Origin of the sequence: Hymenobacter lucidus, assembly GCF_020447265.1 — a bacterium.
Classification (GTDB): Bacteria; Bacteroidota; Bacteroidia; order Cytophagales; family Hymenobacteraceae; genus Hymenobacter; species Hymenobacter lucidus.
On sequence record NZ_JAJADR010000004.1, the window covers coordinates 376,857 to 390,731 of the forward strand.

11 protein-coding genes are annotated in these 13,875 nt (G+C 61.2%); 5 read left to right on the top strand and 6 right to left on the bottom strand.

Annotated features, from left to right (window positions below):
- The first annotated feature begins 100 nt into the window (after window positions 1-100).
- Window positions 101-595 (top strand): regulatory protein RecX, encoded by a 495-nt coding sequence (locus LGH74_RS15660; RefSeq protein ID WP_226177091.1) that lies wholly within the window; start codon window positions 101-103, stop codon window positions 593-595.
- Window positions 596-608: 13 nt separating this feature from the next.
- On the opposite strand, the gene LGH74_RS15665 is transcribed toward LGH74_RS15660, so the two are convergent.
- The 5 genes from LGH74_RS15665 to LGH74_RS15685 all read right to left on the bottom strand — a co-directional run bounded on the left by LGH74_RS15665 (window position 609) and on the right by LGH74_RS15685 (window position 6,613).
- Complete coding sequence (locus LGH74_RS15665) at window positions 609-1,016, bottom strand: hypothetical protein (RefSeq protein ID WP_226177093.1); 408 nt, start codon at window positions 1,014-1,016, stop codon at window positions 609-611.
- Between the two features lie 20 nt (window positions 1,017-1,036).
- Complete coding sequence (locus tag LGH74_RS15670) at window positions 1,037-1,666, bottom strand: DUF4230 domain-containing protein (protein ID WP_226177095.1); 630 nt, start codon at window positions 1,664-1,666, stop codon at window positions 1,037-1,039.
- Between the two features lie 68 nt (window positions 1,667-1,734).
- Window positions 1,735-2,655 carry a 1-aminocyclopropane-1-carboxylate deaminase/D-cysteine desulfhydrase gene (locus tag LGH74_RS15675; protein WP_226177097.1) on the bottom strand — a complete coding sequence of 307 codons (921 nt, stop codon included), beginning with the start codon at window positions 2,653-2,655 and terminating at the stop codon, window positions 1,735-1,737.
- Between the two features lie 183 nt (window positions 2,656-2,838).
- The gene (locus tag LGH74_RS15680; RefSeq protein WP_226177098.1) at window positions 2,839-5,397 is read right to left on the bottom strand and encodes a YfhO family protein; all 2,559 of its coding nucleotides are present in this window, start codon (window positions 5,395-5,397) and stop codon (window positions 2,839-2,841) included.
- Window positions 5,398-5,713: 316 nt separating this feature from the next.
- Window positions 5,714-6,613: an EamA family transporter gene (locus LGH74_RS15685; protein WP_226177100.1), complete on the bottom strand. Its 900-nt coding sequence runs from the start codon at window positions 6,611-6,613 to the stop codon at window positions 5,714-5,716.
- Window positions 6,614-6,760: 147 nt separating this feature from the next.
- Between LGH74_RS15685 and LGH74_RS15690 the strand changes: the two genes are divergently transcribed.
- Both LGH74_RS15690 and LGH74_RS15695 read left to right on the top strand, forming a co-directional pair.
- Window positions 6,761-9,256, top strand: a complete 2,496-nt coding sequence (locus LGH74_RS15690; protein ID WP_226177102.1) for a bifunctional UDP-N-acetylmuramoyl-tripeptide:D-alanyl-D-alanine ligase/alanine racemase — start codon at window positions 6,761-6,763, stop codon at window positions 9,254-9,256.
- Window positions 9,257-9,345: 89 nt separating this feature from the next.
- Complete coding sequence (locus LGH74_RS15695; RefSeq protein ID WP_226177104.1) at window positions 9,346-9,978, top strand: OmpA family protein; 633 nt, start codon at window positions 9,346-9,348, stop codon at window positions 9,976-9,978.
- Between the two features lie 206 nt (window positions 9,979-10,184).
- On the opposite strand, the gene LGH74_RS15700 is transcribed toward LGH74_RS15695, so the two are convergent.
- Window positions 10,185-11,081: a carboxypeptidase-like regulatory domain-containing protein gene (locus LGH74_RS15700; RefSeq protein ID WP_226177105.1), complete on the bottom strand. Its 897-nt coding sequence runs from the start codon at window positions 11,079-11,081 to the stop codon at window positions 10,185-10,187.
- 222 nt (window positions 11,082-11,303) lie between these two features.
- Between LGH74_RS15700 and LGH74_RS15705 the strand changes: the two genes are divergently transcribed.
- Window positions 11,304-11,567 (top strand): FeoA family protein, encoded by a 264-nt coding sequence (locus LGH74_RS15705; RefSeq protein ID WP_226177106.1) that lies wholly within the window; start codon window positions 11,304-11,306, stop codon window positions 11,565-11,567.
- 10 nt (window positions 11,568-11,577) lie between these two features.
- Window positions 11,578-13,770: a ferrous iron transport protein B gene (gene feoB, locus LGH74_RS15710; RefSeq protein ID WP_226177107.1), complete on the top strand. Its 2,193-nt coding sequence runs from the start codon at window positions 11,578-11,580 to the stop codon at window positions 13,768-13,770.
- The last annotated feature ends 105 nt before the right edge of the window (window positions 13,771-13,875 follow it).

A 13,875-nucleotide genomic window follows, 5' to 3' on the forward strand; every position in this document is an offset into this window, starting at 1 on the left:
TCGGTAAACGCTAGCTTGCGTCCCAGCCGAACGACAAACAGCCCGCGCACGTTGTTACAAATCCGGCGCCCGTAACCCCGCCGCCCCGCTTATGTATTCGATGGATCAACCCAAAAAGAAGTTTTACACGCCCGGCGAGGCCCTGCCCAAAATAGCGGCCTACTGCGCCTACCAGGAGCGCACCACCAAGGAAGTAGAATCCAAGCTGCGCGAATACGGCCTCAATGAGGACGAGGCCGGCGACATTATCATCCGCCTCAGCCAGGAAAAGCTGATTGATGAGGAGCGGTTCGCCAAATCGTTCGTGCGCGGCAAGGTCGGCATCAAGAAGTGGGGCCGCCGCCGCATCACCCAGGAGCTCAAGCAAAAGGGCCTGTCGGACTATTGCATCAAGTCCGGCCTCAAGGAAATAGACGGCGACGAGTACTACCAAAACCTGATAGACACTCTGGAAAAGCGCAACCGAGTGGAAAAGGAGGGCAACCAGCGCCTGCGTCGCCAGAAGCTCACCATGTTTCTGACCGTGAAAGGCTACGAAAACGACCTGATCAAAATGGCCCTCGATGACCTGGGCAAAGAACCGGAGGAAGACTAAGTTCGGCCGGCTTTCAGTCTACAATTCGCACTTGGTACTGCGCGCCGTCATCATTGCAGCTGCAGGCGCCGTCGAGCAGCACCATGTTCGGGTTGCGCAGGTGCTTTACCGGGTCGTTGACTAAGGGAATTTCCGCGTGGCAGCTGCCGCACTTGGGGCCGGCCGTGGCCGTGAAGTGGCCGCCGCAGGGGCAGGCCGGCAGCGTAGCTACAATCTGGGCCAGCAGCGTCGGTGTGGCCTCGTCGTATACCAGGTGCTGGTCTGACTGTCGCCGAAATACGTTGGAGCAGTGCGAGCAGTAGAAGTGCGGGAAAGCCTCGCTCATGCCGCTGGAGCGCCAGCCCACGTTTTGGTGCTGGCAGGTCGGGCACAGCAGGTGGCCTACCCACTGCAGGCTGCGTTCATACTCCACGATTTTCATAACAGCAGAATTATAGGGTTTTAGCGCCGCTGCGGCACCAGTGGCGGGGCCGTTTGCTGGGTCAGTACCACGCGGCGGCCGGTCATGGTTTCCAGCATCGGGCGCAGGATCTGCTCGGCGTTCTGGGTGGTCTGGGCCAGAATGCCCGACTGTAAGGCGGCCCGCTGCACGTTCTTTTCGGCGTACTTATAGCCCTCGTCCACCAGCTCGGCGTCGTTGAAAAACGAGTTCTGGGTACTGTACACGCGGCTCTGGCTGTGGTCTACCTGCCAGGTACACAGCTCGGCGGCGGGCAAGGCCACCCGCACCACCGAGTCGCCCTCGAACACCACATCCTGGGGCTTGACTTTGCGCAAATCGAGGCAGCCGATGGCGTTGCCGGCCACGATGAGGGCCACTTTCGAGTCGGGCAGAAACCGGTAGGTGCTCTTGCGGTACTCCACCACGTCCTTAAACTGGTAGCGCACCAGCTCCAGCCGGCCCAGATTCTCGATTTTGGTCAGCACCGTATTGTGCGTCACCGTGATACGCGGCTCGGGGTTGAGCGGGTTATCGAACAATGCCGGCTGCACCTTTTTCCACAGAAACCAGCCCAGGCCAACGAGAAACAGCAGGGGCAGCAGGCGGCGAAGCAAACGGGCAAGGGGCATAGGCAGAGGAAAGGGAGGCGGCTAGGTTCGGGTAGGATACGGTTCAGGTTGAGGTTTGGCTGCCGAAATCAGTGCGGGGCCGGCCACCAGGCACTGCGGGCTGCAAACCGCTGCCGGAAACCCTGCCAGCCCTGCAGCCCGCCGGTGTGCACCGCCACCACCGTGCTGCCCGCCGCAAAATGGCCCTGCCGTATTTGGTCCAGCACGGCATACAGCAGCTTGCCGGTATAAATCGGGTCGAGCAGTACGCCGTGCCGCCGCTGAAACTCCTGCATGAAGCCCAGCAGCTCGGCCGAAAACGCCGCGTAGCCCCCGCAATGGTAGTCGGTCAGCAGCTGGTAGTTGTCGTAGGTGCGGCCCGCAGCCGCTCGCGTCAGCTCGTTGATTTCCTCACGCAGAAAACCCCCGTTTTTTAGGGCCGCCACCCCCAGCGCGTGCTGCTGGCCAGCCAGGCCCGTGAGCAGCCCTGCTAGCGTGCCTCCGGTGCCGCAGGCCACGGCTATGGTGTCGAAGTCGGTTTGGCCCCGCAATTCCGTTATCAATTCAGCGCAGCCCGGCAGCGCCAGCGCGTTGGTGCCGCCTTCGGGCAGCACGTAGGCCGGGCCGGTCTGGGCCAGCAGCTCCCCGATAAACGCCGGCTCCTGCTTGCGGCGGTAGGTTTCCCGGTCGAGGTAGCGCAGGCTCATGCCATCGGCCCCGGCCCGGGCCAAAGTAGGGTTCAGCGGTAAGGTTTCCTCGCCCCGAATCAGCCCGATGGTGCGGAAGCCTTGCAGGCGGCCCACGGCGGCTACGGCGGCTATATGGTTGGAAAACGCCCCGCCAAAGGTCAGCAGCGTATCGTGGCCCTGCCGGCGGGCTTCCGCCAGGTTGTATTTAAGCTTGCGCCACTTGTTGCCCGGCAGCTCGGGGTGGGTCAGGTCGTCGCGCAGCAGCAGCAGGCGCACCCCGCGTTGGGCAGCTATGGGCTCGTGGAGTTCCTGCAGGAGCATGGGGTTGGAATAGAAATGTGTCATTGCGAGGCACGAAGCCATCCGTCCTCTGAAATGTGCTGAGTGCTCTGAAGTGAAAAGCCCTTTCCCGTCACAACGAGAAAGGGCTTCTGGGTAAAGAGTGTGACTACCTGCGCAGAGGACGGATGGCTTCGTCCTGCGTCCTCGCAATGACGGACTTCCCTACGCCGCCAGTCTTACTTCCTCCACCGGCTCGGGCTTGCGCTTCACGGCGTAGAAAATAGTGCCCAGCAACGCCAGAATCAGCAGCACCGACGATACGAGCGACACGGTGTTGCCGATGGCGTATTCCTTAGGCTCGAACTTAAACTCGATGGTGTGGGTGCCGGCTGGCACGGGCAGGGCGCGCAGCACGTAGTTCACGCGCAGGTGCGGCACCAGCTTGCCGTCGAGGTAGGCGTTCCAGCCATCCTGGTAATAGATTTCGGAGAAGACTACCAAGCCATCCTGCACAGCCGTCGTGCGGTATTTCAGTTCGTCGGGCGAGTAGCTGGTCAGGGCAATGGTGGAGCCGGCGGCATTATAGCTGGTTTTGGCCAGCGGAAACTTCGAGGCATCTACTACCGCCGTGGTGGCCACGTTCAGGTTGGTGAGGGCCGCAATTTCCTGGTCGGGATTCTGCACTTTCTGCACCTCGCTCACAAACCAGGCATTGCCCAAGGCACCCGGGTTGCGCTGTACAGGCTGTTTCGGGTCGCCGGTGATGAGGTAGCGCGTGTTGAGCATGGCCAGCACCTGGCTGTTATTGGCCGAAATCTGGCGCTCAATCAAATCCTGGTAGCGGCGCAGCTTGGCCCCGTGGTAGCCGCCCACGCTCTTGTGGAAATACGACGTGTTGGCCTCGTTAAATGGGTTCTGGATGTTGAGTACCCGGTAGCTCAGGTCCTTGTCCTGCAGAATCTGCTCGTCGGCGGGCGTAGCTACAAACTGCTGGGCAATGGTTTCGTTTTGGAAGTTCTTGTCGTTGAGGTAGCGCTTATCCACGCTCCAAAGGTCGACCAGCGTGAGGGCACCTACCAGCAGCGCCGCTGTGGTTACGGAGAGCTTACGCTGGAGGTAGAAATATAGCACGCCGCCGCTCAACAGCACAAATACCAGGGAGCGTAGCACGTCGGTGTGCATCAGGCTGGCCCGGTCGGCCCGCAGCGCATCCAGCGGGAATCCCTGCTGCTGCATCTGCGCATCTACCGGGGCCGCAAAGTCAGCACCAAGGCCTACTAAGTAGGCCAGCACACAGATACCAGCCGTAATACCCGTGGCATACAGTAGCTTGCGCTTCAGCTCCGCCGACTCAGGCGAGTCGAGGGTAGTACCGCTCAGGGCCGCCAGCGTGGGGTGGGTGCTGGCGCCGGCCAGCGGCGTCACGGCCGGCTGAGCGCGCAGCACGCGGGCCAGCGCCAACACGGCCAGCAGCGGCATAGCCAGCTGGGCAATAACCAGGGCCATGCTCACCGAGCGGAACTTGTTGTAGCCCGGGAAGTAGTCAAACATCAGGTAGTTGAACGACTCGAAGTTCTTGCCCCAGGCCAGCACAATCGACAAAATGGTGCCCACCAGCAGCCAGGTGCGGGTGCGGCGGTCGGCCACGAACAAACCCAGCACAAACAGGAAGCACACCACCGCACCCACGTACACCGGGCCGCTGGTAACGGGCTGCGTACCCCAGTACAAAGGCAGCTGCTGCAGATACTCGCGCAGCTGTACCGGTGGCACGCCCAGGCCGGCCAGGGCTTTGCCGGTGGCCGAGCTTTCGCTGAGCGAGCCCGCGCTGGCCCCGCCGTAGTAGTTGGGAATCAGGAGGGTAATGGTTTCACCCACGCCGTAGCTCCAGCCGAAAGCGTAGTCCCGGTCAAGGCCCGAACCGGCGCCGCCATCCTCACCGCCGGCCGGGGCCTGGGCCGCGGCCGGTGAGGGTGTCGTCAGCTCCGACTTGCCCCGGATGGAGTATTTGCCGTACTCGGCCGTTACGTAGAGGCGGCCGAAGCTCACGCCCAGCGCCAGCAATGCCGCCGCACCCAGCAGCGCGGTGCGGCCCAGGAAGTCGGCCAGGCGTTTTTCGCGCAGGGCGGCTACCAGCTCCACAATGCCGAAGACTACTACCAGCAAGAGCAGGTAGTAGGTAATCTGCAGGTGGTTGGAGCGCACGTTCATGGTGAGGCCCAACGCAAACAGCGCCGCGCCCAGCCACCGGTTGCGCCGGAACGTAACGAGCAGGCCACCCAGCACCAGCGGCGCGTAGGCCAGCGCCAGCGACTTGGTGTTGTGGCCGGCGGCCAGAATAATCAGGTTGTAGCTGGTGAAGCCAATGGCAATAGCGCCCACGGCGGCCAGCAAGGGCCGCACGCCCAGGGCCACAAACAGCACGTAGCCGCACACCAGGGCCAGAAATAGGTTGGCTACCACCGCCGGCAGGTGCAGCGTGAAAATCTGGTGGAGGTAGATAGACAGGTCGCCGGGGAAGCGGGTGCTGATCAGATACGTCGGCATACCCGAGAACATCGAGTTGGTCCACAGCGCCTCCTTGCCGGTGGCTTCGCGGTAGAGCTGGGCCTCGTGGGCCCCGCCGTTGAACTGCACCACGTCGTGCTGGGCCAGGGTTTTGCCATCAAACAGGATGGGCGAGAAATACACGGCGGCCAGCACCAGAAAGAATACAACGGCCAGCAGGTGCGGCAGCAGCCGACGCCACAGCGGTACGGCCGGGGAAGAAACAGTAGTCATCAGACGAAAAAAGAGTCGGAAAAGGGCCCGTCCGGCACCTACAGCCGTCGGGTAGCCCGAAGGTAGCCTGTTTATTTTATTTGCGGAACCCCCAGCGGGTAAGAGCCGGCCTGCTGAAACCCCACCGGTCAGCCAGCCCGGTACTCCCAGCCGAGCCGCTGCGAAGTAGCACTATACCTGGCTGGTAAGTGGCAGCTGCTGCTAGGGTGCCTCTACACTGCTTCTAGACTCCCTCTAGACTTTGTTCGCTCAAGCCAGCCGATGAGTAGCAGTAGGGGCCAAGGCGAAATAGGATAAAAGTGTCATTGCCCCCTGCTTACGCGGGCTGCGGCCGTACGCTCCGGCCGGAGTTATACAGCACCACCGACAGCAGTATGACCCCGTAAGCCACCGACTGCCTGACGCTGGCCTGCTCCCCGAAATACAGGAAGGCCAGCACAAAGCTGATAATCGGGTTCAGGTACATCAGAATGCCTACTGTGCCCGAGGGCAGGGCATTAAGGGCAAACAGGTTCAGGAACAGGGGAATAACGGTGAAGCCCACGCTGAGCACGGCCGTCATCAGCAGCAGGTGGCCGTCGTGGAAGCCGGCGGCCGGGTCGGCGCCCAGCAGGCGGGCCGTGGGCAGAATTACGAGGGCCGCCAGCGTGAGCTGCACCGTGAGTAGCAGCAGCCGGTCGTAGCCCTGCAGCTTGCGTTGGGTGATGAGGTAAGCCGCGTAGGTGAAGGCCACCACCAGGCTCATCAGCACCGTGCGCCACTCGCCCGTGCCCAGCAGCGCGCAGCTCAGGGCACTCAGCCCAATAGCCAGCCACTGATTCCGCCGCAGCTTTTCGCCCAGCACCACGAAGCCCAGTAACGCCGTTAGGATGGGGCAGATAAGGTAGGCAAACGAGCCGGCCTGCACGCTCACCTTATTCACTACATAAATGAACAGCAGCCAGTTGCTGGTCAGCAGCGCCCCGCCTACTACGGTGCTCACCGTCACGCGCCGCCGCTCGGCCCGCCCGGCGCGCCGCCACTGCTGCCAGGTGGCCCGCACCGTGTCGCGTCGCGTCGTCAGGTTGATGATGAGCAGAAGTACCAGGGAGAGCAGTACCCGGAAAAACAGAATCTGTCCGCTGGCATAGCCGGCCAGCATCCGCAGTGGCAGGGGAAAGAAGCCCCAGATAAGAAAAGCGGTAAGAGCAGCTAGGTGGTGGCGGGATATTTTCACAACAGGAAAAGCAGGGCAGGGCGGGAAAGCCGCAAAGGTACGCCGAAAGAGCCTGGCGGCCCCGGCCGGCCCTGCTACTTCTACCAGCCCGCCGCCCGCTCCCCTCAGGCCGAAACCCTGCTACCTTTGCCCGGTTTTCCTTCTGCCATGCTCCTCTTCTCCGACCTCCCGGCCCTTACCGGCGGCACCCTGCTCCAACTAGCTCCTGCTGCCGCCCGCATTCAGCACCTGCTGCTCGACAGCCGCCGCGTGGGCCAGCCCGCCGGCTCGTTGTTCTTCGCCATCGGCGGTACCCAGCACGACGGCCACCGCTACCTGCCCGACCTCTACCAGCAGGGCGTGCGCCTGTTCGTAGTCGACAACCCGGCCGCTATTCCGGGCGGCGTGGGCGCGTTTCCCGATGCCGGCTTTCTGGCGGTCGGCAATACGCTGGCGGCGTTGCAGGCGTTGGCGGCCCGGCACCGGCGGCAATTTCGGCTGCCGGTTTTCGGCATCACCGGCTCCAATGGCAAAACCATCGTGAAGGAGTGGCTGGCTCAGCTGCTGAGCCCCGATGAGCTGATCTGCAAAAGCCCGCGCAGCTACAACTCCCAGGTGGGCGTGCCCCTAAGCGTGTGGGAGCTGAATGCCACGCACACGCTGGGTATCTTCGAGGCCGGCATTTCCGAAACCGGCGAAATGGTCCGGCTGGCGCGGGTTATTCAGCCCACGCTGGGCATTTTCACCAATCTGGGCACGGCTCACGACGCAGGCTTTGCGTCCCCGGCCGAGAAGGTGGCCGAGAAGATGCAGCTGTTCGGCGACGTGGATACGCTTTTCTACTGCCGCGACCATGAGGCCATCCATGCTCAGGCGCAGGCCTTGCTCGGTCCGGCCCGCACCTTCACCTGGAGCCGCCACCACGCCTACGACACCCACGTAGCCGTATCGGTGCTCGAAGCCTCGGCCGGCCGCACGGTGGTGCGCGTGGCCCTGGAGCGGCCCGTGCCGCAGGAACACACCTTCACGCTGCCCTTCGCCGACGAGCCTTCGGTGGAAAATGCCCTGCACGGCCTCACGGTGCTGCTTTGGCGGCAGGTGCCCGCCCCCGAAATCCAGCGCCGCCTCGACCGGCTCCAGCCCGTGGCCATGCGTCTGGAAATGAAGCAGGCCCTCAACGACTGCTACGTTCTCGACGACACCTATAATAACGACCTGGCCGGCCTGCGCCTGGCCCTCGACGCGCTGGCCCGCCAGCCCCGGCGCGGCCGCCGCACCCTTATCCTGTCTGACGTGCTCGAATCGGGCTTGCCGGCGGCCGAGCTGTACGCCCGGGTGGCGGCCCTGCTGCCCGCCCACGGCGTCGAGCGGCTCGTAGGCATCGGGCCCGAAATCGGGGCGCACCAGGCTCTATTCAGCGTTGCCAAAGCTGAATTCTATCCGACTACGGAAGCGTTTCTGGCCGCCTTCCAGCCCGAGCAGTTTCACCAGGAAACCATTCTGGTAAAGGGTGCTCGGCGCTTTGAGTTCGAGCGGATTGTAGCGGCCTTCCAGCAGAAAATCCACGGGACAGTGCTGGAAGTAAACCTCGACGCGCTGGTGCACAACCTGAACTTCTACCGGGCCCGGCTCCAGCCCGGCACCCGCCTGATGGTGATGGTCAAGGCCTTTGCCTACGGCAGCGGCAGCTACGAGGTGGCCAATCTGCTGCAGTTCCACCGGGCCGATTATCTGGCCGTGGCCTACGCCGACGAAGGCGTGGAGCTGCGCCAGCACGGTATCAGTCTGCCCATCATGGTGATGAACCCCTCACCCGACTCTTTCCAGAAGCTGCGGCAGTACCATCTGGAGCCCGAAATCTACTCCTTCGAACGGCTGCAGGAGTATCTGCGGGCCGCCCAGGAGCAGGCCATGCCCGCCATCCACCTCAAGCTCGATACGGGTATGCGCCGCCTGGGCTTTGCCGAGGAAGACTTGCCCGAACTGTGCGCTACGCTGCGCCAGAATGCCGCCCACCTGCGCGTTGCCAGCGCGCTTACCCACCTGGCCGGCGCCGACGAAGAGCAGCACAACGACTTCTCGCGCCAGCAGCTGGCCGCTTTTCAGCGCATGGCCCCCCAGGTAGAAGCGGCGTTGGGCTACTCCATTATTAAGCACGCCCTGAACTCGGCCGGCATCGTGCGCTTTCCCGAGGCGCACTACGATATGGTCCGGCTCGGCATCGGCCTCTACGGCGTGGAAGCCAGCGGCCAGCAGCCCGATGCCTTGCGGCCCGTGAGCAGCCTGCGCACCACTATTTCGCAAATCAAGACGCTGGCCCCGGGCCAAACGGTGGGCTACGGCCGCCGGGGCGGCCCCGTGGAACACGAGCGGCGCATTGCCACGCTGGCCATTGGCTACGCCGATGGCTACGACCGGCGCTTCGGCAACGGGGTGGGGGAAGTCGTAATTCGGGGCCAGCGCGCCCCCATTGTTGGCAACGTGTGCATGGATATGTGCATGGCTGACGTGACCCACATTGCCGCCGCCCGGCCCGGCGACTCAGCCGTGGTGTTTGGGGAAGAAATGCCCCTGCGTGAAGCCGCGGCCCGCATCGGCACCATTCCCTACGAGCTGCTGACCAACGTGAGTGAGCGGGTGAAGCGGGTGTTTTTTGCGGAGTAAAGGGTGGGGTGAGGCCGGGAAATGAACCTGTACAGTATTTCTGCGTAAGCGTCGGCACTTCCCTTTCCACTCCCTTCCTCCACAACCACATGAAAAAGCATATTCTCTCCGTCGTGGCCCTCATTGCCTTGCTCACGGCCTGCGACAACCTGAAGAACCCCGAAACCAAAGACCAGCCCCAGGAAGCCACCGCCGATACGGCCGTTGTGTACCGGGATGGTGAAACTGCCGCCGGTGCCGTAGAAGGTGCCGCCGCTACTGCCACCGACGCCGTAGGCAGCGGCTGGGACATGACCAAAGCCAAGCTGGCCGACGTGAAGTACCCCGAGGTAAACGTAGCCGACGTATCGGTACGCGGCAATGACGAGTACAGCGTGTACGGCGTCGAAGAAACGGTGCTGTTTGACACCGACAAAGCGGAAATCAAAGCTGGGGCTAGCAAAGCCCTGGAGCAGATTTCGGCTTCTATCGGACAGCGCTACGCTACCGGTCCGGTTTACATCATGGGCTTCGCCGACTCGCGCGGCGACAAAAGCTACAACCGGGAGCTGAGCGAAAAGCGCGCTAACGCCGTGAAAACCTGGCTGAGCCAGAACGGTAAAATCGATGCTTCCCGCGTGAGCGTAGAGCCGATGGGCGAAACCCAGCCCGTAGCTTCCAACGCCACCGCCGAAGGTCGCCAGCAAAACCGCCGCGTAGAAATTGCGGTCCGCACCAAGTAAATGTGCTTGAATGTGTTGAAATGTGGATAATGTGTTGAAATGGGCTTTTCGGAGCCACAACAGCCAAGTTCACTACGACACATTGCCGATAAATAAAAAGAGGCTGCTTCCGAAAAGGAGCAGCCTCTTTTGTTGTTGAATGGATAGAGAAATCAGGTGTTTAGCACATCAGCACATTCAAACACATTTCTCACATTCAATCCACATTAGTCTTTAATCATGTCTACTTCGGCCTTAATCATGGCATTGTAGCGCATGCCGTTGTTGGCCAGCGTAATCAGGCTCCAGCCTTTGCCGATGGAGTAGGTCCAGGTGCGGCTTTCCTTGAATTCGAAGGTGGGGCGCATGATCTGGCCGTAGGGCGTGTAGGTCTCCATGAAGTTGGTGGTGTAGAACTTGTCACCGCTCACAATCCATTCCATGGCCACGAAGAAGCCTTCCTCAGGCGCCGGGATGTTGTAGGAGTTCAGGTCGATGGTATACCACTCGCCGCCTTTCGGGGCCGACACTACTACGTTGTCGGTCAGGATGTCGGTGTTGGGCGAGTTGTAGTTGCCGTCGGCTTTGTAGAGCCGCACACGGAACGGTTCCCGGGGAAAGCCGTTTTCGCCGATGTAGAACGATACCGAGCGCACGTTGCCGAGCTTTTTGCCTTTCTCGTTTTTCACGAAGAAAGCATATTGCTGGCCGGGCAGGCCCTGAATCATACCCTCGCCGGGCGTGTTGCCCTTCGAGCCCAGCGACAGGTCTTTCACCTTGCCGCCCACAACTTTTACGTCGGCCAGCTCGATGACGCGCTTGGGAACTTCAATGATAAGGTCCTGCAGGTTGCCGCCTTTTTTCACCAGTACGGCTTTGCGGAAGTAACCCAGGGCCAGCACTACCAGGGAGTCCTGCGCCTTATCGGGCATGGCCATCTGGAAGAAGCCGTATTCGTTGGTCAAAGCACCGCTTTGTTCCTCTTTCAGACCAATGGAGGCGAAGGGAATCGGCTCTTTGGTCTTTTGGTCTACAATACGGCCCGAGATTTTGTTCTCCTGAGCAAAGCCCAGGGCTGGAAGCAACAGAACGAAGGCGAAAATGGAAAGTACGCGTTGGAGCATAGGTAGGCAGACTATTATTATATGTCAAAACTACAATGAAAAGGGCGAAGAAACGCAATACCTCCCTGAATATTTATAAACGTGCAATTGCAGTTCGGAATAATTCTAAATCAAAGAGTTAGAGGTTTTTCGCCGCGCTAAGGTACAACTATCTGAATTTTGGCCGAAACCTAAATGGGTAGTACCTTTGTTTGAACAGAATCTAAATAACACCACCCGCCCGTGTCCAGCCGTTCCGCCCAAGTCAAGACCAATGCGCCCCGCAGCGTGAAAGACCTGCGCCTTGGCGAAAGCGGCACCATTTGCTGCCTCGAAGACCCCGAAATGGCCCTCAAGCTGCTGGAAATGGGCTGTATACCGGGTACGCAGGTGCGGCTCAACAGCCGGGCCCCGCTGGGCTGCCCCATTACGCTGGTCGTTGGCGACGAAGACTACACGCTGTCGTTGCGGGTGAGTGAGGCGGCCACCATTTTATTGAAGGACTAGTCGCTGCCGCATGGCCCGCGCCACTCTTATATCGGACCCCACCGGGGCGGCGGCTTCGGCCCTCACGCTGGAAGCCCTGCGCGACGTACCGCCGCGCAGCCACCGCGAGCTAACGCGCATTGCCCTCATCGGCAACCCCAACTCGGGCAAGTCGTCGCTGTTCAACCAGCTGACGGGCCTCAACCAGAAGGTGGGCAACTTTCCCGGCGTAACGGTAGACCGCAAAACCGGCATCAGTCAGCTCACGGCTCAGCACCGCGCCGAAATCATTGACCTGCCCGGCACTTACTCGCTCTACCCCAAGAGCCTCGACGAAAAGGTAATTACCGACCTGCTCTACGACCAGGCATCCGACCAATACCCCGATTTCGTGGTCGTGACGGTGGACGCGTCGAATATCCGGCGCAACCTGCTGCTCTTTACCCAGCTCGCCGACCTGGGCCTGCCCGCCGTACTGGCCCTGAACATGATGGACGTGGCCGCGCAGCACGGCGTCCAGATTGATATTATGGCCCTGCAGCAGGAGTTGGGCGTGCCCATTATTCCGATGAACGCGCGGAACGGCGTGGGCATTGCGGCCCTGAAAATCGTGATGTCGCGGCAGCTGGGGCCGCCGACGCGCAGCTTCTACGAGCCCGGCGACGACCTGCTGCCCATGATCCGGCAGATTCGCTACTACTTCAACCTGCACAACGACTACTTGGCGCTGCACTACGCGCACCAGTTTCGCCAGATCAGCTTCCTGACGCCCGACGACAAGGCGTACATCGGGGAGCTGGTGGAGAAATACGGCTTCCAGGCTACGCCCCGGCAGGCTCAGGAAACCATCGACCGGTATGCCCGCATCAACGATATTCTGCTGAATACCGTGACCGTAACGCGTACCGAGAAGAACGAGCCCTACAGCAACAAGATTGACAAGGTGCTGACCCACAAAGTATGGGGCTACCTGATTTTCTTCGGCGTGTTGTTTATGATGTTCCAGGCCGTGTTTGCCTGGGCCAGCTACCCGATGGAGCTCATCGACCAGGGCGTGACGTGGATCAATCAGCTGGTGCAAACCAACTTCGACGGGCCGCTGGTGAACCTGCTCACCGAGGGCGTGCTGGCCGGCCTGGGCGGCGTGCTGATTTTCATTCCCCAGATTGCCCTGCTCTTCGCTTTTATTGCGGTGCTGGAGGAAACCGGCTACATGGCCCGCGTCACGTTCATGATGGACCGCATCATGCGTAAGTTCGGCCTGAACGGCAAGAGCGTGGTGCCCCTTATTTCGGGGGTGGCCTGCGCCGTGCCGGCCATTATGAGCGCCCGCACCATCGAAAACTGGAAGGACCGCATCATCACCATCTTCGTGACGCCGCTCATGAGCTGCTCGGCCCGGATTCCGGTGTACACGGTACTCATTGCGCTGGTGGTGCCCGACGAGCCGGTGCTGGGTATTTTCAACCTGCAGGGCGTGGCCCTGATGGGGCTGTACCTGCTGGGCTTCTTCGCGGCTATTTTCTCAGCACTGGCCCTTAAGCTGCTGTTGCGCACCGAAAACAAGAGCTACTTCATTATGGAGTTTCCGGTGTACCGCTGGCCGCGCTGGAAAAACGTGGGCATCACCATCGTGGAGAAAGTGAAAGCCTTTGTTTTTCAGGCCGGTAAGGTCATCGTGGCTATTTCCGTGATATTGTGGGTGCTGGCCTCCTACGGCCCCGGCAATGCGCTGGAGCAGGCCGAAGCCCGGGTGCGGGCCACGGCCGCCGAGCAGCGCTACACGCCCGAGTACACTGACATCCGTATTGCCTCCGAAAAGCTGGAAAGCTCCTACGCGGGTTTGTTTGGCCGCACCCTGGAGCCCGCCATTCGCCCTTTGGGCTTCGACTGGAAAATCGGTATTGCGCTCATTACCTCGTTTGCGGCCCGGGAAGTATTCGTGGGTACCATTTCCACCATCTACAGCGTGGGCCAGGATGCCGACATGCGCACGGTGCAGCAGAAGCTGGCCGCCGAGAAGGACGACAACGGGCAGCCGTTCTTCACCCCGGCCCGGGCTTTTTCCCTACTGGTGTTCTACGTATTTGCCATGCAGTGCATGAGTACCCTGGCCGTAGTGTACCGCGAAACCAAAGGCTGGAAATGGCCGCTGCTCCAGCTGCTCTACATGACCGGCTTGGCCTACGTGTCGTCGCTCATCGTGTACCAACTCTTCAAGTGACTGCTTGTTTCTCGCCTGTCATCCTGAACTTACTGCCTATAAAGCAGGGACGAAGCAGAGGAAAGGACCTTCCTCAGCTCTGTGGCAAGCGTCATTCAACGCAAA

Bases quoted from the DNA above. Each gene is read 5' to 3' on its own strand.
- LGH74_RS15660 (WP_226177091.1), top strand. From the start codon at position 101: ATGGATCAACCCAAAAAGAAGTTTTACACGCCCGGCGAGGCCCTGCCC.
- LGH74_RS15665 (WP_226177093.1), bottom strand. From the start codon at position 1,016: ATGAAAATCGTGGAGTATGAACGCAGCCTGCAGTGGGTAGGCCACCTG.
- LGH74_RS15670 (WP_226177095.1), bottom strand. From the start codon at position 1,666: ATGCCCCTTGCCCGTTTGCTTCGCCGCCTGCTGCCCCTGCTGTTTCTC.
- LGH74_RS15675 (WP_226177097.1), bottom strand. From the start codon at position 2,655: ATGCTCCTGCAGGAACTCCACGAGCCCATAGCTGCCCAACGCGGGGTG.
- LGH74_RS15680 (WP_226177098.1), bottom strand. From the start codon at position 5,397: ATGACTACTGTTTCTTCCCCGGCCGTACCGCTGTGGCGTCGGCTGCTG.
- LGH74_RS15690 (WP_226177102.1), top strand. From the start codon at position 6,761: ATGCTCCTCTTCTCCGACCTCCCGGCCCTTACCGGCGGCACCCTGCTC.
- LGH74_RS15695 (WP_226177104.1), top strand. From the start codon at position 9,346: ATGAAAAAGCATATTCTCTCCGTCGTGGCCCTCATTGCCTTGCTCACG.
- LGH74_RS15700 (WP_226177105.1), bottom strand. From the start codon at position 11,081: ATGCTCCAACGCGTACTTTCCATTTTCGCCTTCGTTCTGTTGCTTCCA.
- feoB (WP_226177107.1), top strand. From the start codon at position 11,578: ATGGCCCGCGCCACTCTTATATCGGACCCCACCGGGGCGGCGGCTTCG.